Origin of the sequence: Candidatus Galacturonatibacter soehngenii (genome assembly GCF_008830185.1) — a bacterium.
Classification (GTDB): domain Bacteria; phylum Bacillota; class Clostridia; order Lachnospirales; family Lachnospiraceae; genus Lachnotalea; species Lachnotalea soehngenii.
Map to the genome: position 1 here is coordinate 315,168 of NZ_WAGX01000003.1, position 20,917 is coordinate 336,084.

At 35.2% G+C, this 20,917-nt stretch carries 17 protein-coding genes; 15 read left to right on the plus strand and 2 right to left on the minus strand.

Annotated features, from left to right (window positions below; genetic code table 11):
* Positions 1–33 precede the first annotated feature (33 nt).
* Entirely contained in the window at positions 34–1,668 is a 1,635-nt protein-coding gene (locus F7O84_RS02225) for an ABC-F family ATP-binding cassette domain-containing protein (RefSeq protein ID WP_151141386.1), read from the minus strand.
* 312 nt (positions 1,669–1,980) lie between these two features.
* Here F7O84_RS02225 and F7O84_RS02230 point away from each other — a divergent pair, with 312 nt between their 5' ends.
* The 5 genes from F7O84_RS02230 to F7O84_RS02250 all read left to right on the plus strand — a co-directional run bounded on the left by F7O84_RS02230 (position 1,981) and on the right by F7O84_RS02250 (position 6,116).
* Complete coding sequence (locus tag F7O84_RS02230; protein ID WP_151141388.1) at positions 1,981–2,859, plus strand: YicC/YloC family endoribonuclease; 879 nt, start codon at positions 1,981–1,983, stop codon at positions 2,857–2,859.
* A gap of 14 nt (positions 2,860–2,873) precedes the next feature.
* A complete protein-coding gene (locus F7O84_RS02235) occupies positions 2,874–3,119 on the plus strand; it encodes a DUF370 domain-containing protein (RefSeq protein WP_151141390.1) in 246 nt (81 codons plus the stop codon).
* Between the two features lie 5 nt (positions 3,120–3,124).
* Positions 3,125–3,745, plus strand: a complete 621-nt coding sequence (gene gmk / locus F7O84_RS02240; RefSeq protein ID WP_151141392.1) for a guanylate kinase — start codon at positions 3,125–3,127, stop codon at positions 3,743–3,745.
* A 14-nt stretch (positions 3,746–3,759) separates the two neighbouring features.
* The gene (gene rpoZ / locus F7O84_RS02245) at positions 3,760–4,008 is read left to right on the plus strand and encodes a DNA-directed RNA polymerase subunit omega (RefSeq protein ID WP_151141394.1); all 249 of its coding nucleotides are present in this window, start codon (positions 3,760–3,762) and stop codon (positions 4,006–4,008) included.
* A gap of 269 nt (positions 4,009–4,277) precedes the next feature.
* A complete protein-coding gene (locus tag F7O84_RS02250) occupies positions 4,278–6,116 on the plus strand; it encodes a methyl-accepting chemotaxis protein (protein ID WP_151141397.1) in 1,839 nt (612 codons plus the stop codon).
* A 156-nt stretch (positions 6,117–6,272) separates the two neighbouring features.
* Here F7O84_RS02250 and rpsT read toward each other — a convergent pair whose 3' ends face one another.
* Positions 6,273–6,536 carry a 30S ribosomal protein S20 gene (gene rpsT, locus F7O84_RS02255; RefSeq protein ID WP_151141400.1) on the minus strand — a complete coding sequence of 88 codons (264 nt, stop codon included), beginning with the start codon at positions 6,534–6,536 and terminating at the stop codon, positions 6,273–6,275.
* Positions 6,537–7,120: 584 nt separating this feature from the next.
* Here rpsT and F7O84_RS02260 point away from each other — a divergent pair.
* The 10 genes from F7O84_RS02260 to F7O84_RS02305 all read left to right on the plus strand — a co-directional run bounded on the left by F7O84_RS02260 (position 7,121) and on the right by F7O84_RS02305 (position 20,785).
* Complete coding sequence (locus F7O84_RS02260) at positions 7,121–8,956, plus strand: NAD(P)-binding protein (protein ID WP_151141402.1); 1,836 nt, start codon at positions 7,121–7,123, stop codon at positions 8,954–8,956.
* Positions 8,950–10,707: an NADH-dependent [FeFe] hydrogenase, group A6 gene (locus tag F7O84_RS02265; RefSeq protein WP_151141404.1), complete on the plus strand. Its 1,758-nt coding sequence runs from the start codon at positions 8,950–8,952 to the stop codon at positions 10,705–10,707. Before F7O84_RS02260 ends, F7O84_RS02265 begins: the two co-directional genes overlap by 7 nt.
* Before the next feature lie 142 nt (positions 10,708–10,849).
* On the plus strand, positions 10,850–11,821 hold the full coding sequence (gpr, locus tag F7O84_RS02270; RefSeq protein ID WP_151141407.1) for a GPR endopeptidase: 972 nt from the start codon (positions 10,850–10,852) through the stop codon (positions 11,819–11,821).
* Between the two features lie 184 nt (positions 11,822–12,005).
* Complete coding sequence (gene spoIIP, locus F7O84_RS02275) at positions 12,006–13,301, plus strand: stage II sporulation protein P (protein ID WP_243140785.1); 1,296 nt, start codon at positions 12,006–12,008, stop codon at positions 13,299–13,301.
* 59 nt (positions 13,302–13,360) lie between these two features.
* On the plus strand, positions 13,361–15,172 hold the full coding sequence (lepA, locus tag F7O84_RS02280; protein WP_151141410.1) for a translation elongation factor 4: 1,812 nt from the start codon (positions 13,361–13,363) through the stop codon (positions 15,170–15,172).
* Between the two features lie 69 nt (positions 15,173–15,241).
* Entirely contained in the window at positions 15,242–16,387 is a 1,146-nt protein-coding gene (gene hemW, locus F7O84_RS02285; RefSeq protein WP_151141413.1) for a radical SAM family heme chaperone HemW, read from the plus strand.
* Positions 16,388–16,425: 38 nt separating this feature from the next.
* A complete protein-coding gene (locus F7O84_RS02290) occupies positions 16,426–16,848 on the plus strand; it encodes a pyridoxamine 5'-phosphate oxidase family protein (protein WP_151141628.1) in 423 nt (140 codons plus the stop codon).
* A gap of 364 nt (positions 16,849–17,212) precedes the next feature.
* Positions 17,213–17,983 (plus strand): DeoR/GlpR family DNA-binding transcription regulator, encoded by a 771-nt coding sequence (locus tag F7O84_RS02295; RefSeq protein ID WP_151141416.1) that lies wholly within the window; start codon positions 17,213–17,215, stop codon positions 17,981–17,983.
* On the plus strand, positions 17,961–18,866 hold the full coding sequence (gene pfkB, locus F7O84_RS02300) for a 1-phosphofructokinase (protein WP_151141419.1): 906 nt from the start codon (positions 17,961–17,963) through the stop codon (positions 18,864–18,866). The genes F7O84_RS02295 and pfkB overlap by 23 nt, the downstream gene beginning before the upstream one ends.
* Before the next feature lie 14 nt (positions 18,867–18,880).
* Positions 18,881–20,785: a PTS fructose transporter subunit IIABC gene (locus F7O84_RS02305; protein ID WP_151141421.1), complete on the plus strand. Its 1,905-nt coding sequence runs from the start codon at positions 18,881–18,883 to the stop codon at positions 20,783–20,785.
* The last annotated feature ends 132 nt before the right edge of the window (positions 20,786–20,917 follow it).

The following is a 20,917-nucleotide window of genomic DNA, read 5'->3' on the forward strand; positions in this document are numbered from 1 at the left end:
CAATTTGATACAACATGGTTGTAATTTTAAGGATTACATTTCATCTTCTTTATCAGCGGTATAAACTTGACGTTTTCTAGCCATTTCATCACTTTCAAGATATTCATCATAAGTTGTAATCTTATCTAAGAGTTTACCACCTGGTAATATTTCCATAATACGATTTGCCGTTGTCTGAATGAACTGGTGATCATGAGAAGCAAAAAGTAAAACACCTGGGAATTTAATCAATCCATTGTTAAGAGCAGTAATACTTTCCATGTCTAAATGGTTGGTTGGCTCATCTAGCATAAGTGCATTTGCACCTGAAATCATCATTTTAGATAGAAGGCAACGCACCTTTTCTCCACCTGATAATACCTTTACTTTTTTAACGCCATCATCACCAGCAAAAAGCATTCTTCCTAAGAAACCACGAACATAAGTAACATCTTTTTCTTCAGAAAATTGCGTCAACCAGTCTACGATGGTAAGGTCATTATCAAATTCAGCAGTGTTATCTTTTGGAAAGTAGGATTTGGTTACGGTAATTCCCCATTTATAATTTCCTTCATCTGGCTCTAGCTCACCAGCTAAAATTTTGAATAAAGTTGTTTTGGCAAGTTCATTGCTACCTACAAAGGCAATCTTATCTTCGCGATTAACAATGAAGGATACATTGTCAAGTACTTTCTCGCCATCAATGGTCTTTGATAAGTTTTCAACCGTGAGGACCTCGTTACCGATTTCTCTTGATGGTCTAAAGTCAATATAAGGATATTTTCTACTGGAAGGCTTAATGTCATCAAGTTCGATTTTTTCAAGAGCTTTCTTTCTTGAAGTAGCCTGTTTTGACTTGGAGGCATTGGCACTGAATCTGGAGATAAAATCTTGCAATTCTTTGATTTTTTCTTCTTTTTTCTTATTGGCCTCTTTCATCTGCTTTACAATTAACTGGCTAGATTCATACCAAAAATCATAGTTACCAGCATAAAGTTGAATTTTTGCATAATCAATATCAGCCGTATGCGTACACACCTTATTCAAAAAGTAACGATCATGTGATACAACAATAACGGTGTTTTCAAAGTTAATTAAAAATTCCTCTAACCATCTAATCGCATCTAAATCCAAATGGTTTGTAGGCTCATCGAGTAGAAGGATATCTGGATTACCAAATAAAGCCTGAGCAAGTAATACTTTTACTTTTTCACTACCATTTAAATCTTTCATGTATTTATAATGAAGATCAGTAGAGATTCCAAGACCATTTAGTAAGGTAGCAGCATCTGATTCTGCCTCCCAGCCGTTCATCGTTGCAAACTCACCTTCTAGCTCGCTCGCTTTGATTCCATCTTCTTCGGTGAAATCTTCTTTTGCATAGATTTCATCTTTTTCTTTCATGATTTGATATAATCTTGCATTTCCCATAATAACCGTATCAAGAACTGCGTACTCATCATATTTAAAGTGATCCTGCTGAAGAAAAGATAATCTTTGTCCAGGAGTAATAACAATATCACCTTTTGTTGGTTCAATTTGTCCGGAAAGAATTTTTAAAAAGGTAGATTTACCAGCACCATTGGCACCAATTAAACCATAGCAGTTTCCTTCGGTAAATTTAATATTTACGTCTTCAAATAAAGCTTTTTTTCCAATTCTTAATGTAACATTATTTGCACTAATCATTTTGTAAACCTTTCTTATTTAATTATAGCTGTTACTATTCGTTTATCTATAGTAACGATTAACCAAACGTTCTCTACCTATTTTACAGTAAAATCATTAATTTGCAAGTGTTTCTATTAAAATACTGATATAAATTGTAGCATGTAGGTCATACCGACTCAAATTCATTGTGCTACTACTGGGTACTGCTATAAATTTTAAAGTATCTCAATTGTAATATTGACGCATAGGGACAAATGAATTATAATTGTTTGATAAGCTATGGTAATTAGTATAAGTATGCTTTTAAATTAAAATAAAGAGAGTGATAGAATGATAAAAAGTATGACAGGCTTTGGCCGATGCGAAGAATCTGATGGTGTTCGCAGGCTAACCGTAGAGATGAAGGCCGTTAACCATAGATACCTAGACATTAATTTGAAGATGCCCAAAAAGCTGAATATCTTTGAGGCAGCGATTCGAAGTCTATTAAAGAATTATATTCAACGAGGCAAAGTGGATATATTTTTTACTTATGAAGATTTATCAGAGAATAAAGTTTCATTAAAATATAATTCTGATGTCGCAGCAGAATATTTAAAGTATATTAGACAAATGTCAAATGAGTTTGAGATAAATGGCGAGATTAATGCTGTTACTTTATCCAGATATCCAGAGGTTATAGTTATGGAGGAGCAGTCCTTAGACGAAGAAGAACTTTGGAAATTAATTGAAAAGACATTGACAGCGGCAGCCAAGAATCTGGTAGAAGCAAGAATTGTAGAAGGTGAGAATCTAAAGAAGGATTTAAATGCCAAATTAGATGCAATGCTAAAAGACGTTACTTACATTGAAGAACGTTCACCAGATATCATAGCAGAATATAGAAAAAAATTAGAAGAGCGTGTAATGGAATTATTAAATGATTCTACGATTGAAGAAAGCAGAATAGCAGCAGAAGTAGTCTTGTTTGCAGATAAGATTTGTGTGGATGAAGAAATCGTTCGATTAAAAAGCCATATTTCGAATACAAAGGATACGCTAAATGCTGGTGGAAATATGGGAAGAAAACTTGATTTTATTGCACAGGAAATGAACAGGGAAGCAAATACCATACTTTCAAAGGCGAATGATCTAGAAGTATCAAATCGAGCAATTAATTTAAAAACAGAGATTGAAAAGATCAGAGAGCAAATACAAAATATTGAATAGTAAGGGGAATTTATTTGGCTGGTTTAATTAATATTGGATTTGGAAATGTGGTAAACACAAATAAAATTGTAGCAGTTATAAATCCTGAGGCAGCTCCGATTAAAAGAATGATTCAAACTGCCAAGGACAAAGGAGTGGTCGTAGATGCCACACAAGGAAGAAGAACCCGTTCTGTAATCATTACGGAAGATGAATATATTATTTTATCGGCATTGCAGCCTGAGACAATCGCTGGAAGGTTTAATAATGATGAAAGGTGACAAGAATGAATAAGAAAGGTATACTAACAGTTATATCAGGATTTTCAGGTGCTGGTAAAGGTACTATCGTGAAAGGATTGATGAAACGTTATCAAAATTATGCGTTATCAATTTCTGCAACTACCAGGAACCCAAGAGCGGGTGAAACGCATGGTGTAGAGTATTTTTTTAAGACAAAAGAAGAATTTATGGATATGATAGAGCAAGATCAATTAATAGAATATGCAGAATATGTCGAGAATTTTTATGGTACTCCGAAGGCATATGTAGATAGTCAGCTAGAAAGTGGTAAAGATGTAATCCTCGAAATTGAAATTCAAGGAGCTCTAAAGGTAAAAGAGAAGTTTCCAGACACATTACTTCTTTTTGTTACACCACCAAGTATGCAAGAATTAAAACAAAGATTGGTTGGAAGAGGAACAGAGGATAGTAAGACAATTGATTGTAGGCTAAAGAGGGCTGTTTTGGAAGCAGAAGGAATTGATCAGTATGATTATTTAATCATTAATGATGATTTAGAAGAATGTATTGTAAGAACTCATAATATTATTCAGAGTGAACATTGTAGAGTATCTAGAAATAATTGTAATATCGAACAAATCAAAGAAGAATTAAAGAAGTTCTGAAAGGAGAATTAAATATGTTACATCCATCATACACGGATTTAATGAAAGTAGTAAATAGCGAAGTAGAGGTTGGCGAACATCCAGTAGTAAATAGCAGATATTCAATCGTTCTTGCAACATCAAAAAGAGCAAGACAAATCATTGGTGGCGAAGACGCACTTGTTGATTCAAGAGGCAAAAAGCCACTATCCATTGCAGTAGAAGAGTTAAACAGTGGAATGGTTAAGATTGTTGGGGATGAAGATACCGAGACAAAATATTAAAATAATAAAGCGGGAGCTGAAATTTAGCAATCCTGCTTTTTTATTGGATAATGGATTACCAATTTTTAACATTCTTCCATTAATATTATAGATTTGAAGTAGACGTTTAAGATTATTTTCTTTTTATTTAAGAGTTAATGTTCTTATTTGTCATAAAATATTAAAAAAAGGTAAACTTGTTGTAAATAAATCGAAAACTTGTTATAATCAATCTATACATTTGTGGAATTGTTACAAAAACTTAAGAAAAAATTAATGGAGGTCTTTTGATGAAAGTGAAGGGCAAGCTAGGGATGGCAAAAAATTTCATGAAGAAAAGTAAAAAACGAAAGAATGTTGGAGATAATGAAATTCTAACCATTAAGAAACAAAAAAGTAAAGTCTTGAAAGAGGGAAAAGGATTAAACAATTTCCTTACTTTATTAACACCAAGAACAATTGGGAGAAAGATAATTTATACATCTACTTTCATTTTAGTGTCGATGACGATTGCACTAATTGTTTTGGCACTTAATGCAGTGAGCTTTACAACAAAGCTTGAAAATGTAATTGAGAATGTAACGACCATTAATTCAATTAAGGAAAACTGCGAATTAATACCCTCTGAGTTACTAACTTTGTGTACGCAAAATAAGAGTGCAGAAGAAGCAAAGATTCCAGAGCGATTAGAGGTGATTAAGAATGCAATTACCTCAACAGATGCAAATATAGCAAATGTTGCAGAGAACAAAGAAAGTAGGAATGCAATCGAAACAATTAATCGTTTATTTGCTACCTATGAGACAAAGGCGAATGAAATAAATGCAATCGGTCAATTAGATTCAAAAGCTTTTGATTCTATTTATTATTTAAGAGATGTTGCAGGATATATTCAAGATGAAGTTTCTATTTTAACAGACAGTGAATTAAAGAGAAGCGAGAAGTTAAAAGAAGATATTCAGACAGCTTTTGCAAGTGTTATTGTTATGATTATAGTACTTGTTGCTGTGGTTGGCAGCTTATCAATCTTAGTGGTTATCATTGTAACAAGAAATATTACAAAGCCATTATATAGCTTAAAAGAGCAGATGCAGATTATGGCAAGTGGAGATTTGACAGCAGAAGAAGTAATTGTTAGCTCAAAAGATGAAATCAAAGATTTGGCAGATGCATTTAATGATATGAGTACTAGTTTAAAAGGAATTATTCAAAAGGTATACTCTATGAGTCAAGAAATTGAGAATTCCACTAAAGTAGTTACTGAAAGTGTAACTGAGAATACGAATGGAAGTGTTCGAATTTCTGAGTCAATTGAAGAAATGTCTCATCGCATGAGTGAACAAAAAGCAGAGTCTGACAGTGCAATGAGCAGAGTATATGAGATGGAAAACATTTCAAGTAAAATTACTCAAAGTGCAGATCGCATTGAGGAAAGAGCAGATCAATCAATGCAAATGGCTGAAAAGGGTAATGACAATATTAACCAATATGTAAAACAGTTATCAAATGTAAACAACGTAATGGATCAGGTAGCTAGCGTAGCATCCAAATTAAGTGAAAGTACAAAAGAAATGAATGCGATATTAAATTCCATTACAGAAATTGCTTCACAAACAAATTTATTATCTTTAAATGCTAGTATTGAAGCAGCAAGAGCAGGAGAAGCAGGAAGAGGTTTCGCAGTTGTTGCATCTGAAATTAGAAAATTAGCTGAGGATTCTCAATCAGCTGCGGCAAGAATTGGTTCCATTATTACAGAAGTACAGGCGGATGCCAATAATATGAGCAGTAAGATGACAGAAGGTCTTGGACAACTTCAAAAAGGTAATGTTCTTGCAGATATGACAAGTAAAAGTTTTGCTGAAATTAAGCAAGGAACTGAAGTTATGAATAAAGATATCAAAGACATTATTACTGAGATTGAAGAGCTGTCAGAGATTATCGTAAATGTAGCTGATAACATGAAAATGATAGATGAAAAAACAGGAGAAAATGTAACAGTTACAAATGATATCTCCGCTACGGTAACAGAACAAACTGCGAATCTAGAAGAAGTTTCAGCAACTGCAGTTGTATTAGCTGATTTAGCAGCTGATTTAGAAAATGCAGTTTCACAGTTTAAGTTATAAATTCGACAAAAGTATTACATAAAAAAGATATGGCAAAGAAAATTTTCTTTGCCATATCTTTTTGCATTTGAATATAGTGAATAAAAAAGTTCAAAGAGCTTCTAAGATATAAAAAAACCACCAATTGACGGTTTTGGTGGTTTGAATTACAATATATTATTGAATTGCGTTTACAGCTTTCGCTAAACGAGAAATCTTTCTAGAAGATGTGTTTTTATGATAAACACCTTTTGTAGTTGCTTTATCAATTGTTGAAATAGCTTCTACTAAAGCAGTTGCAGCAGCAGCTTTATCACTTGCAGCAATGGCAGCGTCTACTTTCTTGATAGATGTCTTAACTTTTGATTTAATCGCCTTATTTCTTTCAGCTTTTGTTCTGTTTACTAAAATTCTTTTCTTTGAAGATTTAATATTAGCCAATTTAGGCACCTCCGAATATTTAATGTTGTTTAATGGTTTTTATAAATTGAAAATGACATTTTCAATTTCTCATATTTTCATTTAAGTATTTACATCATTAGCCGGACACGGACGTGCTAATGTAAACACACTTATATATATTAAAATATTATGCATGCTATGTCAAGTGAAATGTAACAATTATTTACTAAAGTTTTCTAAATGGATAACCATGTGTCAATTGGACAGAGCTTTCTTCGTACAACGCAGGCGTATTCAAAATAAATGAAGGTATCTTTTATTATATATCAAATATAGAGAGAGAGGAAGAAAATATTTTAATATAGTAATAATACATAAAATATATTCTGGAATTAGTAAAAAAATAAACTTGATTTTAAAATGTGATTAATATAATATAATCATATTAGTAAAATGTTACAATATAAAGCGAAATCAAAAGAATAAAGAATACAATTTAAACAAGTTTGCCAAGTGGTAGTGAAAATTTAAAAAAGGAGGGGAGGTTTAAGTATTGATTGTTAAAAAATAAACAAGTATATAATTGCAACCTTTAATCATGTAAGGAAGACAGGTGAAAAATTATGAGTAGATTAAGAATTACGACGGAGAATATAGCAGGCCAGACGGTTGACCGCTTATATGCTGATATTGAACGTAGAATCGTTGCAAGTCCCCCTGGACTTTGTCCCGTTGACTTAACGTTATCGTTTTTAAAGCTTTGTCATGCGCAAACTTGTGGCAAATGTGTTCCATGTAGGGTTGGACTCGGGCAACTACAAAATTTAATTACAGATGTTCTAGAGAACAAAGGAACACGTGATACCTTAGCTTTGATTGAGAATACAGCACAAAATATCAAAGACTCGGCAGATTGTGCAATTGGCTATGAAGCTGCAAATATGGTGTTGCGTGGTTTGTCAGGATTTAGGGATGACTATCTAGAACATATTGATGCAGGTAAATGTAATTTCAATTTGAATCAACCTGTTCCATGTGTTGCATTATGCCCAGCAGGTGTAGATATACCAGGCTACATATCATTAATCGGAGAAGAACGATATGAAGATGCAGTAAAGTTAATCCGTAAAGATAATCCATTTCCTACCGCTTGTGCTCTTATATGTGAACATCCTTGCGAAGCTAGATGTAGGAGAAATATGCTGGATAGCTCGATTAATATAAGAGGGTTAAAGCGATTTGCTGTCGATCATGCAGGTGTTGTACCCATTCCGTTGTGTGAGGCTAATACGGGTAAGAAAGTTGCAATTGTGGGAGGCGGTCCTGCAGGACTAAGTGCGGCTTATTACCTTGCACTCATGGGACATGAGGTAGTGGTGTATGAGAAAAGGGCCAAACTTGGAGGAATGTTAAGATATGGAATACCAAGTTATCGATTTCCGAGAGAGCGTTTACAAGAAGATATTGATGCCATATTGTCTGCTGGTGTGAAAGTGAATTTGGGTGTCAATATTGGTGAAGAAATTACGATTAAAAGTCTTCGAGAGGAATATGACGCTGTCTATATTGCCATCGGGGCACACACAGATAAAAAGGTGGGAATTGAAGGGGAAGAAAGCAAGGGTGTGATATCTGCCGTAGAAATGTTGAAAAATATCGGTGATGATAGGATGCCAGATTTTACTGGAAAGAAAGTGGTAGTAATAGGTGGCGGTAATGTGGCAATGGATTGTACTAGATCGGCAAAGCGTTTGGGCGCAGCGAAGGTGACCATTGTTTATCGAAGAAGAAAAGTGGATATGACAGCTTTACCAGATGAAGTAGAAGGAGCTATTGCAGAGGGGTGTGAATTAATTGATTTGATGGCTCCAGTAAGAATTGAAGCTGATAAGCAAGGGCGTGCAAATGCCTTGGTTGTAAAGCCACAGATTATAGGCAAGATAAGTAACAGTGGTCGAGCCAACGCAAGAGATTCCATGGAAGAAGAAAAAAAGATTTCTGCAGATATCATTATCGTAGCCATAGGACAAGGAATTGAGAGCAGACATTTTGAAGAAAATGGAGTACCTGTAAAAAGAGGTATCATTCGAGCTATGGCAGATAGTGAGGTGACAGAAATTCCAGGCGTATTTGCGGGAGGAGATTGCGTGACTGGACCAGCAACTGTAATACGTGCCATAGCAGCAGGAAAGGTGGCGGCGGCCAATATTGACAATTATTTAGGCTTTAATCATTTGATTGGCTGCGATGTAGAGATACCAGCAGCTAGATTAGAAGACAGACCTGTTTGTGCAAGAATTAATTTGAGAGAAAAAGAAGCAAGCGAAAGAAAGGATAATTTTGATTTTATAGAATATGGAATGACAAGAGAAGAAGCCTGTCAAGAAGCATCTAGATGCTTGCGCTGCGATCATTTTGGATATGGTGTATTTAAGGGAGGCAGAGTTGCAATATGGTAAAAATAATAATAAATAAAAAAGAAGTCAGTGTCCCAGAAAATATAACAATCATGGAGGCAGCAAAAAGAGTAGGAACTCTAATTCCTCATCTTTGCTATCTAAAAGAAATAAATGAGATAGGAGCCTGTCGTGTCTGTGTGGTAGAAATTGAAGGAAAAGATAAGTTAATAACTGCATGTAATAATGTAGTAGAAGAGGGAATGGTAATTCATACCAATAGTACAAAAGTTAGAAAGGTAAGAAGAACCAATATTGAATTGATTCTATCGCAGCATGATTGTCACTGTGCCACCTGTGTAAGAAGTGGCAACTGCAAGCTTCAAGAAATTGCAAATAATCTTGGTATTTTAGAGATTCCATATGACAAAGAGGTGACTACACTGCCTTGGAATAAAGAATTTCCATTGATTCGCGATTCGGGCAAGTGTATCAAATGTATGCGATGTATTCAAGTCTGTGATAAGATTCAAGAAATGAATGTCTGGGATATATCCTATACAGGATCAAGGACTACAGTCGATGTATCCTATAATCGTAAAATTGAAAATTCAGATTGTACACTCTGTGGTCAATGTATTACCCATTGTCCAGTAGGAGCGTTAAGAGAAAGAGATGATACGAGTAAGGCGTATGATGCGATTGCTAATAAAGATAAGATAACCGTTGTTCAAGTTGCACCAGCAATTAGAGCAGCATGGGGAGAAATGCTTGGCTTAAAAAGGGAAGAGGCTACCATGAAAAGGTTAGTAAGTGCCCTTCGAAAAATTGGATTTGACTATATCTTTGATACAAATTTTTCGGCAGACCTAACAATAATGGAAGAGGCCAGTGAGTTTTTGGAACGATTAAAAAAGAAAGAAAAGAATTCTTTTCCTATGTTTACCTCGTGTTGTCCAGGATGGATAAGGTTCGTAAAGAGCCAATATCCAGAACTAGTTCCTCATTTATCTACTGCTAAGTCACCGCAGCAGATGTTTGGTGCGGTTGCTAAAAGCTATTATGCTCAAATATTAGGAGCGAGTCCAGAACAAATTTATTCCATTTCGATTATGCCTTGTGTAGCAAAAAAAGCAGAGTGTGAAATTGAAACGATGAAGGATGCAGGAGCAGGCCAAGATGTGGATTTGGTTTTAACTACGAGAGAAGTTGTTCGAATGATTAAAGCAGAAAACATTGTACCAAGTATCTTAGAAGAAGAGGAATTTGATACTCCGCTTGGAGTGGGGTCGGGAGCAGGCGTTATATTTGGTACAACTGGTGGAGTAATGGAGGCGGCCCTTCGTAGTGCATATTATTTCGTAGTGGGTGAAAATCCAAAACCAGATGCGTTTAGTGAAATTAGAGGAGAAGAAGGAATCAGAGAAACAGAATTTGAGATAGAGGGAACCACAGTTAAGACAGCCGTCGTGACGGGACTTGCGAATGCAAGAGAAGTTATGGAACGAATAAAAAGTAAAAAAGCAAGCTATGATTTCGTAGAAGTTATGGCATGTCCAGGTGGATGTGTTGGTGGCGGTGGACAGCCAATACAAGATGGAATGGAGTTGGCAAAAGAAAGAGCCAATCAGCTCTATCACCTAGATAAAATAAATGAAATACGATTTTCTCATGAAAATCCTTCTATTATTCAATTGTATCAAGATTATTTGGATAAACCGTTATCGCATAAAGCTCACCAATTGCTTCACACTGATCACTTTGCATGGGAAATGCCACCAACCATGAAAGGGGCAAGAAATTTAAAATGGTAAGAATAAGATAGAAAGAAAAAAGCTTAACGACAATTTTTGTCTTAAGCTTTTTTTGAAGATAGGTTATCTTTTTCACTGCATAATGAAAAGACTTTTGGGAATGATAGGGATAAGCAAAAGGAATTTGAAAGGTGATGAGAACATGCAGGATAATAAGGAAAAAGAACAAGAAATATTTATGGTTCGGACAGACTTAGCGGTTGAAGCCAAGGAAAGCTTTGAAGAAGATAATGTTGAAATCAAAGGTGTGATTATTGACGAGAGTTATAAGGAAGAGCAGGACATAAAGATTACAAGGGTTGTAATCGAAAATGAAAATGGGGCAAAGGCCATGGGAAAACCTATGGGAAACTATGTAACGTTAGAAGCTCCGAATATGGTAGTGCCAGATCAAGATTATCACCGAGAAATCTCAAAAGAATTAGCAGAACAAATCAAGAAGCTAATTCCTTTGGAAAAAGAAGTATCTGTATTGATTGTCGGGCTTGGCAATCGAGAGGTAACGCCTGACTCCTTAGGTCCTAATGTGGTTGAAAACCTTCTTATTACAAGACATGTAGTAAGGGAATATGGAAAAGAGGCATTAGGAAAAAATAAGGTGAATATTATCAGTGGAATTGTTCCTGGGGTAATGGCACAAACAGGTATGGAAACATTAGAAATCGTAAAAGGGGTTGTAGATGAGACAAAACCAGATTACGTCATCGCAATTGATGCATTGGCGGCTAGAAGTACAAAGCGACTGAATCGAACCATTCAAATCACAGATACAGGAATCAATCCAGGCTCTGGAGTAGGAAATCATAGAAATGGACTAAATCTTGAAAGTCTTAATGTTCCAGTAATTGCAATTGGAATACCTACTGTAGTGGATGCAGCGACCATTGTAAATGATACGATGGAAAATCTAATCGATGCAATGGAGCAAACAAAAGAATTAAAAACGATTGGTGGAACGCTTAAGACATTTGATGCAAATGAAAAGTACCAATTAATTCGAGAAATTATATCTCCGCATTTAAATGGTATGTTCGTAACACCAAAGGATATTGATGAGACTGTAAAGATGTTAGGTTTTACCATATCAGAGGGGCTTAATATGGCTTTTTCATAGAATAAAAAATCTTTCTTTGAATATACTTTACAGAATGGGTGATTGTAGCAATACAATTGACCATACATTCACAATCCATGAATCTGGAGTGATAAAAATGAAGATCTTCAAAAAGAGATTATACGCAATTGCGTGGACCATAATAGTTTTGTTAGGCTTATATGTTAGCATCAGGGGATTTTCTATGGTAGTATTTAAGGGCATGGAAAATCCCCTTAATGCGGTAATTAATAGCATGAATAAAGCAGTAGGCAAGAATGTAATGAATCTGTATATGCCAGGAGTCACATATGGTATTAAAAGTACAAAAGAATACAGTTTAGTGCAAGATGTTTTAAATAAAGTGATGGAAAATGCACCAATTTATCATTACTTTGATGATAGTGATGGTTATGAAACTACAGCGGATAGTGAATATACATATGAAATGATTATAGCGGCTGAGGCAGCGGATGAAAATTATGTCGATCATGAAACGGGAGAAGTAATAGAAAGCAATGGCGATTTGGCGGCCAAAGAAAATGCAAACTACTTAGAGCAAGGTAATGTAGACCAAACGCAAACGACAGAGCAACAAGAACCGTCAGAGCCAACCGAAGAGGCAAAGGAAACCGAGACAAAAAACCAAGAGGTTGAAAACGAACAGGGAGAATCTACTGATACAGAAGCAGTTGAAAGCTCAGCAACACTAAGCACAATTACAGGAGTAGAATACTCTCTTGAAAAGCTTGCTGATTTTGATTTTCTAAAAAATACGTTCTACTCCGTTGATTCCACTACCTCGGTGGATGGTGATCGTTTAAATGCGAAAAAATTGTTAGAAAGAGATATGAGTATTCAACAAGATAGCTCAGTTCCTCAAATACTTATTTACCATACACATTCTCAAGAAGCATTTGTAGATTCGATAGAAGGGGATAGTAGTACGACTATTGTTGGAGTAGGCGAGCATTTGGCACAAATATTAGCCAATACATATGGTTATAATGTAATTCATGACAGTTCGGTATATGATATGATAAACGGAAAACTAGACCGTAATTATGCATTTACCTTAGCAGAACCAAACATAAAACGTATATTGTCAGAAAATCCATCGATTCAAGTAATCATAGACTTGCATCGAGATGGATTAAAGGATAACGTGCATTTGGTAACGGATGTAAATGGAAAACAAACCGCCCAGTTTATGTTTTTTAATGGGCTTAGCTATAATAGCAAGGTTGGAAACATTGAATATCTTTATAATCCATATATTGAAGACAATCTTGCGTTTTCTTTCCAAATGCAGTTGCAGGCAGCTAAGTATTATCCGAATCTGACAAGAAAGATTTATTTGAAGGGATATCGCTATAATTTACACTTAATGCCAAGAGCAACTTTGGTAGAACTTGGAGCACAGACGAATACACTAGAAGAAGCAAAAAATGCAATGGAACCGTTGGCAGATATTATAGATAAAGTATTGAAAGGGAATTGAATATTGGTCTTTAATATGCTACAATTGCTACAGCAAAGCTTGAATTAAGGAGAAAATGAATGTCAATAGACCAAAGTAAAATTAGAAATTTTTGTATTATTGCCCATATTGATCATGGCAAGTCGACCTTGGCTGATAGAATCATTGAAATGACAGGCCTGTTAACCAGCAGAGAAATGCAGGCACAGGTACTTGATAATATGGATTTAGAAAGAGAACGAGGAATTACAATTAAAGCACAGGCTGTGCGTGTTATTTATAAAGCAGAGGATGGAGAAGAATATATATTTAACTTAATTGATACTCCAGGACACGTAGATTTTAATTATGAAGTGTCACGAAGTCTTGCAGCTTGCGACGGAGCAATTTTGGTAGTGGATGCAGCACAAGGAATTGAAGCGCAGACATTGGCGAATGTGTATTTGGCGCTTGACCATAATCTAGATGTGTTCCCAGTTATTAATAAAATTGATTTACCAAGTGCAGACCCTGAAAGGGTAATTGATGAAATTGAAGATATTATAGGGATTGAAGCACAAGATGCTCCATTGATATCAGCTAAGACAGGGCTTAACTGTGATCAGGTATTAAAATCGATTGTACAAAAGATACCAGCGCCACTTGGGGATAAGGATGCTCCATTGCAAGCACTTATCTTTGATTCTTTATACGATTCCTATAAAGGAGTAATTGTTTTTTGTCGTATCAAAGAAGGCAGAGTGTCTAAGGGAACAACCATTCAGATGATGGCAACAAAGGCAACAGCAGAAGTGGTTGAAGTTGGTTATTTTGGAGCTGGACAATTTATTCCAACGGATGAATTGAGTGCAGGAATGGTAGGATATATTACAGCGAGTCTTAAGAATGTAAAGGATACCCGCGTAGGTGATACCATTACAACAAAGGAAAATCCATGTAAGGAACCATTGCCAGGATATAAGAAGGTTAATCCAATGGTTTACTGCGGAATGTATCCAGCAGATGGAGCAAAGTATCCAGACCTTAGAGATGCATTGGAAAAGCTACAATTAAATGATGCAGCATTACAGTTTGAACCAGAGACTTCGATTGCACTTGGTTTTGGTTTTCGTTGCGGATTTTTAGGACTACTGCATTTAGAGATTATTCAAGAAAGATTAGAGCGAGAATACAATTTAGATATTGTGACTACAGCTCCAGGTGTTATCTATAAAGTGTACAAGACAAATGATGAAATGATTGAGTTGACGAACCCATCCAATCTTCCAGAACCGACAGAAATTAATTATATGGAGGAACCAATTGTTCGTGCTGAAATTATGGTAACAACAGAATTTATCGGACAAATTATGGATTTATGTCAAGAACGAAGAGGTGTCTATCATGGAATGGAATACATCGAGGGAACCAGAGCGTTACTTCGTTATGATCTTCCATTAAATGAAATCATTTATGATTTTTTTGATGCATTGAAATCACGTTCAAAAGGCTATGCCTCTTTTGATTATGAGATGAAAGGCTATGAAAAGTCAGAATTGGTTAAGTTAGATATCCTTATTAATAAAGAAGAAGTGGATGCACTTTCTTTTATCATACATGCAGATACAGCTTATGAGCGTGGAAGAAAGATGTGTGAAAAGTTAAAGGATGAGATACCAAGACAATTATTCGAAATACCAATCCAAGCAGCAATTGGAAGTAAAGTAATTGCGAGAGAAACCGTAAAGGCTATGAGAAAAGATGTATTAGCAAAATGCTACGGTGGTGATATATCAAGAAAGCGTAAGCTCCTTGAAAAACAAAAAGAAGGTAAGAAAAGAATGCGACAAGTTGGAAATGTAGAAATTCCACAAAAGGCATTTATGAGTGTTTTGAAATTAGATAAAGATTGATGAAAAGGACAGGGCGAATACCATAAAAGTAGTATTTGCCCTATTCCTGTTTATAAAATAGGAGTAGTTATGGTGAAGCAAGATCTAGAAATATATATTCACATCCCTTTTTGTGCAAAGAAATGTGGATATTGTGATTTTTTATCCTTTCCACAGTATGATATAGCCTATGTGCCTGCCTTGATTCGGGAGATAAAGAATGCAAATTTGGAAGGCGGACAAATAAAAGAGTATAGAGTGAAAACTATCTTTATTGGAGGCGGTACGCCCTCCATTTTAAAAGGTGAGGAAATAACTGCTATTTTACAACAGGTGTATGATACTTTTGAGGTTGCTAAAGAGGCAGAGATTACAATAGAAGTAAATCCTGGAACGATTACCAAAGAAAAGTTTACTAGTTATATGAAAGCGGGCATTAATCGAATTAGTATGGGACTTCAATCAACTAATAATCATGAGTTAAAAGAATTAGGCAGGATTCATACGTATGAAGAGTTTGTTAGCAATTATGAGCTTGCCAGAAACGTTGGATTTACCAATATTAATATAGACTTGATGTCTGCAATCCCAATGCAGACAATCAAGAGTTGGAAAGAGACGCTTGAAAGGGTGGTGGCACTATCACCAGAACATATATCAGCGTATAGCTTAATCATAGAAGAAGGGACAAGTTTTTTTGATAAATGGGAGAAAGGTCTTTTAAGCCTTCCTTTCGAGGAGGAAGAAAGACAAATGTATTATGATACCAAAGAAATATTAAAGCAGGCTGGCTACAATCGCTATGAAATTTCAAATTATAGTAAAAAAGGATACGAATGTAAGCATAACATTGGTTATTGGAAGCGAGTAGATTATATAGGTTTTGGTTTAGGAGCGGCTTCCCTAATTCACGACAAAAGATTTACAAATGAAGCAAATCTAAAGTGCTACTTACAAACGATATCGAATCAAATAACTAAAACACATCAAAATGTTCAAATATTATCACAAAAAGACCAAATGGAAGAATTTATGTTTCTTGGTTTACGATTAACAGAAGGAGTAAGCATGAAAGAATTTCAAAAGCTATTTCATGATGAATTCGAAACAATCTATGGTATACCAAGTAAAAGACTGACACAGCAAGGATTATTAGAAACAAAAGAAGGGAGAGTATGTTTAACAGAGAAGGGGCTTGATTTAAGTAATCTTGTAATGTCGGAATTTTTATTATAAATAAGAATGAACTAAAGGAAGGAGAGAATAAAATAATGATGAGAAATCCATCACAGACAATTGGAAATCTAATTGATAAATCCAATATGACAGTATTAAGTTATCTAAATGAAGAGGGGTATCCAGTTAGCAAAGCAATGCTTGCACCAAGAGAAAGAGAGGACATTCATACCTTTTGGTTTACTACCAATACCTCCTCTAAAAAAGTTAAACATTTAAGAGAAAATCCCAAAGGAAGCATTTATTTTGTGGATAAACGTTTCTTTCGGGGAGTCAACCTTTTGGGAGAATTCGAAGTTTTAGAAACAGTAGAGGCAAAGGAACGTATCTGGAGAGAAGGGGATACGATGTATTACAAAGAAGGTGTCAGCGATCCAGATTACTGTGTCTTAAAGTTTCACGCCAAAGAGGGAAGTTATTATAGTAATTTTAATGAAGAGAAATTTATAATTGAGAACTAGTGAAAGAATAAAAATAAGGAATCGTTAAATGTTGTCTGGTCTGGTGCCTGTAAGCCCATTTAATAGACTACGTAACGGTTCTTTTTTTATTGCAAATATAAAACGATTCCTCGATTTTTAAATAAAATGATTTGTTCCTTATGTTTCGTATGATATAATAAGAACGTATTTGAAAACAAATGACTGAATTTGAATGAAAAAGAGTTTTTTGATTCGTAAAATTGTAAAAACAAATAAATATCGGAGTAAAAAACATAATTTTTGTTAAAAATACACAAAAAATAAGATGAAAAATTGTGAATGAAAATGATTGAAAATGACTGAAAGTGAGTGTATAATCAAAATCAGTCAAGGAGGTATTGCCATGTTAGTGGAACAAAGATTTGAAAAAATACTTAAAATTGTGGATGAAAAGAAAAGTGTTACGGTTCAGGAACTCATGGACTTATTGGATACATCTGAATCAACGATTCGAAGAGACTTGACTACATTGCATTCTAACGCAAGATTAATCAAAGTACATGGAGGTGCAATTGCACTTGGGTCTAACTATCATACAAAAGATGATTATGTTGAGGCACGCCAAGGTCTTAATTTAAAGGATAAGAAAAAAATAGCAAAATATGCAGCTTCCTTAATAAGAATGAATGATTTTGTATATTTGGATGCAGGAACAACGACTGAATATATCATAGATTATTTGGAAGAAAAAAATGCGGTTTTTGTTACAAATGCAATTACACATGCACAAAAGCTGGTAAAGGCAGGGTGCACAGTTTATTTGATTGGCGGAGAATTAAAGGCTTCTACGGAAGCTGTGGTAGGAAATGAAGCAATACTAAATCTTAATAAATACAATTTTACAAAAGGATTTTTTGGAACAAATGGAATTAGTATGGAGGTTGGATTTACAACTCCAGACTTAAACGAGGCAATGGTGAAAAAGGCTGCATTTGCTAGGTGCAGTGATCGTTATGTATTATGTGATCCATCCAAATTTAATCAAATTTCTCCAATTACGTTTGCTGAATTTTCAAATTCAAAAATAATTACAACAAGCCTTGAAGATAATACTTATAAACAGTGTACAAATATATTGGAGGTAAATGAACATGATTTATACCGTGACATTTAGTCCTTGTTTGGATTATGCGGTTTGGGTAGATGAATTAAAACTAGGTGAAGTAAATCGTGTGGATAAAGAACATATGCTTCCTGGTGGCAAAGGAATTAATGTGTCGATTGTACTTCATAATTTAGGGTACGATAGCATGGCGCTAGGATTTGTATCAGGATTTACTGGTAGAGAAATAGAGGCACAGGTAAAGGAAATGGGATTAAGCTGTAACTTTATTCACCTAAACCAAGGAAACTCTAGGATTAACATTAAGTTAAAAGCCGAAGAAGAAACAGATATCAATGGTATCGGGCCAGTCATTGAAGAAAAGCATTTGCAGAAACTGTTTGAACAACTGGAGCGATTAAAGGAAAATGATATTTTGGTTTTAGCAGGAAGTATTCCAAATGGTGTTTCCTCAACGATATATTGTGAAATAATGGAACGACTAAAGGAAAACAAAGTAAAAATTGTAGTGGATGCTACCAATGACTTACTAGTAAATGTATTAGAAAAAAAACCATTTCTTATTAAGCCGAATAATCATGAACTAGGCGAAATTTTTGGCATAGAGATTAGCAAGAAAGAAGATATTGTATATTATGCGAAAAAGTTACAAGAAATGGGAGCAAGAAATGTATTAGTTTCAATGGCAGGTGATGGAGCAGTTTTTATAAGCGAGGAAGGAAATTGTTTAGAAAGCAAAGCACCAAAAGGTAAAGTAGTTAACTCGGTTGGTGCAGGAGATTCTATGGTGGCGGGCTTTTTGGCAGGTTATCTAGAAAGAAGAGATTATGAGTATGCGTTTAAAATGGGTGTTGCAACTGGAAGTGCAAGTGCATTCTCAAATCAATTAGCAAAAAAGGAAGAAGTTTTACAACTATTAAAAACTATTTTATAAGAGGAGGGTTTTTCATGAGAATAACCGATTTATTGGATTTAAAAAGCATTGATTTAAACGGTAAAGTAAACTCGAAAGAGGAAGCGTTGAATGCTTGTATTAATTTAATGGTTGCATCTGGAAAAATAGCAGATGTGCAAGCGTATAAAGAGGCTGTTTACGCAAGAGAAGAAGAGGGAACCACTGGAATTGGAGAAGGAATTGCGATTCCACATGGTAGATGTGATGCAGTAAAAAGTCCAGGCTTGGCTGCTATGGTGGTTAAAAATGGTGTGGATTTTAAAGCATTAGATGATGCACCAGTACAACTTATTTTTCTAATTGCAGCACCGAATACAAAAGACAATGTGCATCTGGATGTTTTAAGTAAATTATCTATTTTACTTATGGATGAAGAATTTGTATCCAAATTAAAAAAGGCAAAATCAAAAGAGGAATTCATTAACATTATCAATCAAGCAGAGAATGCGAAAGATAATACGACAAGTAACGAAGTTGCAAAACAAAATACTAAGGGAATTAAACTTTTGGCAGTTACCGCGTGCCCAACTGGAATTGCTCATACTTATATGGCAGCTGAGGCGATTGAAAAGAAGGCAAAAGAACGAGGCTGTAGCATAAAAGTGGAGACCAGAGGTTCAGGTGGAGCGAAAAATGTGTTGACAGACGAAGAAATCGCACAGGCAGATTGTATAATCGTAGCTGCGGATACAAAGGTTCCAATGGATCGATTTGCAGGAAAAAAGGTAATTGAATGCCAAGTATCCGATGGAATTAGTAAGGCAGATAAGATAATTGAAAAAGCAATCAGTGGTGATGTAGCAATTTATACGTCAAAAGGTGGTAAGCAAGAGACTAATTCAATCTCAAGTTCCAGCAAAGCGCATACGATTTATAAGCATTTGATGAGTGGTGTATCTCATATGTTGCCATTTGTAGTAGGCGGAGGTATTTTAATTGCAATTGCATTTTTAATTGATGCATTTTTGGTTGATATGAATGCTCTTTCTTTAGAAGCAAGAGGTGGATTTGGTAGTATCACTCCATATGCAGCCTTCTTTAAAGACTTAGGTGGTAAAGCATTTGGATTTATGCTTCCTGTACTTGCCGGTTATATAGCCATGAGTATTGCAGATAGACCAGGTCTTGCGCTGGGATTTGTTGGTGGTGCAATAGCAGCAGCTGGAAGTTCAGGTTTCCTTGGAGCACTTGTTGCAGGATTTCTTGCAGGATATACAATCGTATTGTTACGTAACGTATTCGACAAACTACCAGAATCTCTTGATGGAATCAAACCTGTATTACTATATCCTTTGATTGGTATCTTGATTGTTGGAGTTATTATGATCTTTATTGTAGAACCACCAGTTGGAGCGTTGAATACGCTAATGAATGAAGGACTTAAGAATATGAGTGGTTCTAGTAAGATTTTACTTGGCTTGATTCTTGGAGGTATGATGTCTGTAGACCTTGGAGGACCTGTAAATAAAGCAGCGTATGTGTTTGGTACTGCATCAATTGCAGCTGGTAATTATGATATTATGGCGGCCGTTATGGTTGGAGGTATGGTGCCACCAACAGCTGTTGCACTTGCAACCTTGTTATTTAAAAATAAATTTACTACTGAGGAAAGAAAATCAGGACCAACAAACTTCATTATGGGTATGGCGTTCATATCTGAAGGAGCTATTCCATTTGCAGCATCCGATCCTCTTCGTGTATTGCCATCTTGTATTATAGGATCTGCAATAGCAGGGGCGTTATCCATGGCATTTAATTGTACCTTGATGGCGCCACATGGTGGAATCTTTGTATTCCCTGTAGTTGGAAATGCATTGCTTTATCTATTAGCACTTGCAATTGGAACTGTGGTTGCAGCATTTCTTCTTGGAATACTTAAGAAAAAAGTAGTAGAATAAATAATGTGATAATTTGAACCGGAGAAGAAAATACTTCTCCGGTTTTTGTGATAGAAATGAAGATAATGAGGCGGATTTAGTTATTGTGTGGTATTACTTTTTCGCTTTGATATGCTATAATAAAAAAATAAA

Coding starts and splice junctions, on each gene's coding strand:
- F7O84_RS02225 (WP_151141386.1), bottom strand. CDS start 1,668: ATGATTAGTGCAAATAATGTTACATTAAGAATTGGAAAAAAAGCTTTA.
- F7O84_RS02230 (WP_151141388.1), top strand. CDS start 1,981: ATGATAAAAAGTATGACAGGCTTTGGCCGATGCGAAGAATCTGATGGT.
- gmk (WP_151141392.1), top strand. CDS start 3,125: ATGAATAAGAAAGGTATACTAACAGTTATATCAGGATTTTCAGGTGCT.
- rpoZ (WP_151141394.1), top strand. CDS start 3,760: ATGTTACATCCATCATACACGGATTTAATGAAAGTAGTAAATAGCGAA.
- F7O84_RS02250 (WP_151141397.1), top strand. CDS start 4,278: ATGAAAGTGAAGGGCAAGCTAGGGATGGCAAAAAATTTCATGAAGAAA.
- F7O84_RS02260 (WP_151141402.1), top strand. CDS start 7,121: ATGAGTAGATTAAGAATTACGACGGAGAATATAGCAGGCCAGACGGTT.
- F7O84_RS02265 (WP_151141404.1), top strand. CDS start 8,950: ATGGTAAAAATAATAATAAATAAAAAAGAAGTCAGTGTCCCAGAAAAT.
- gpr (WP_151141407.1), top strand. CDS start 10,850: ATGCAGGATAATAAGGAAAAAGAACAAGAAATATTTATGGTTCGGACA.
- spoIIP (WP_243140785.1), top strand. CDS start 12,006: ATGGTAGTATTTAAGGGCATGGAAAATCCCCTTAATGCGGTAATTAAT.
- lepA (WP_151141410.1), top strand. CDS start 13,361: ATGTCAATAGACCAAAGTAAAATTAGAAATTTTTGTATTATTGCCCAT.
- hemW (WP_151141413.1), top strand. CDS start 15,242: ATGGTGAAGCAAGATCTAGAAATATATATTCACATCCCTTTTTGTGCA.
- F7O84_RS02290 (WP_151141628.1), top strand. CDS start 16,426: ATGAGAAATCCATCACAGACAATTGGAAATCTAATTGATAAATCCAAT.
- F7O84_RS02295 (WP_151141416.1), top strand. CDS start 17,213: ATGTTAGTGGAACAAAGATTTGAAAAAATACTTAAAATTGTGGATGAA.
- pfkB (WP_151141419.1), top strand. CDS start 17,961: ATGATTTATACCGTGACATTTAGTCCTTGTTTGGATTATGCGGTTTGG.
- F7O84_RS02305 (WP_151141421.1), top strand. CDS start 18,881: ATGAGAATAACCGATTTATTGGATTTAAAAAGCATTGATTTAAACGGT.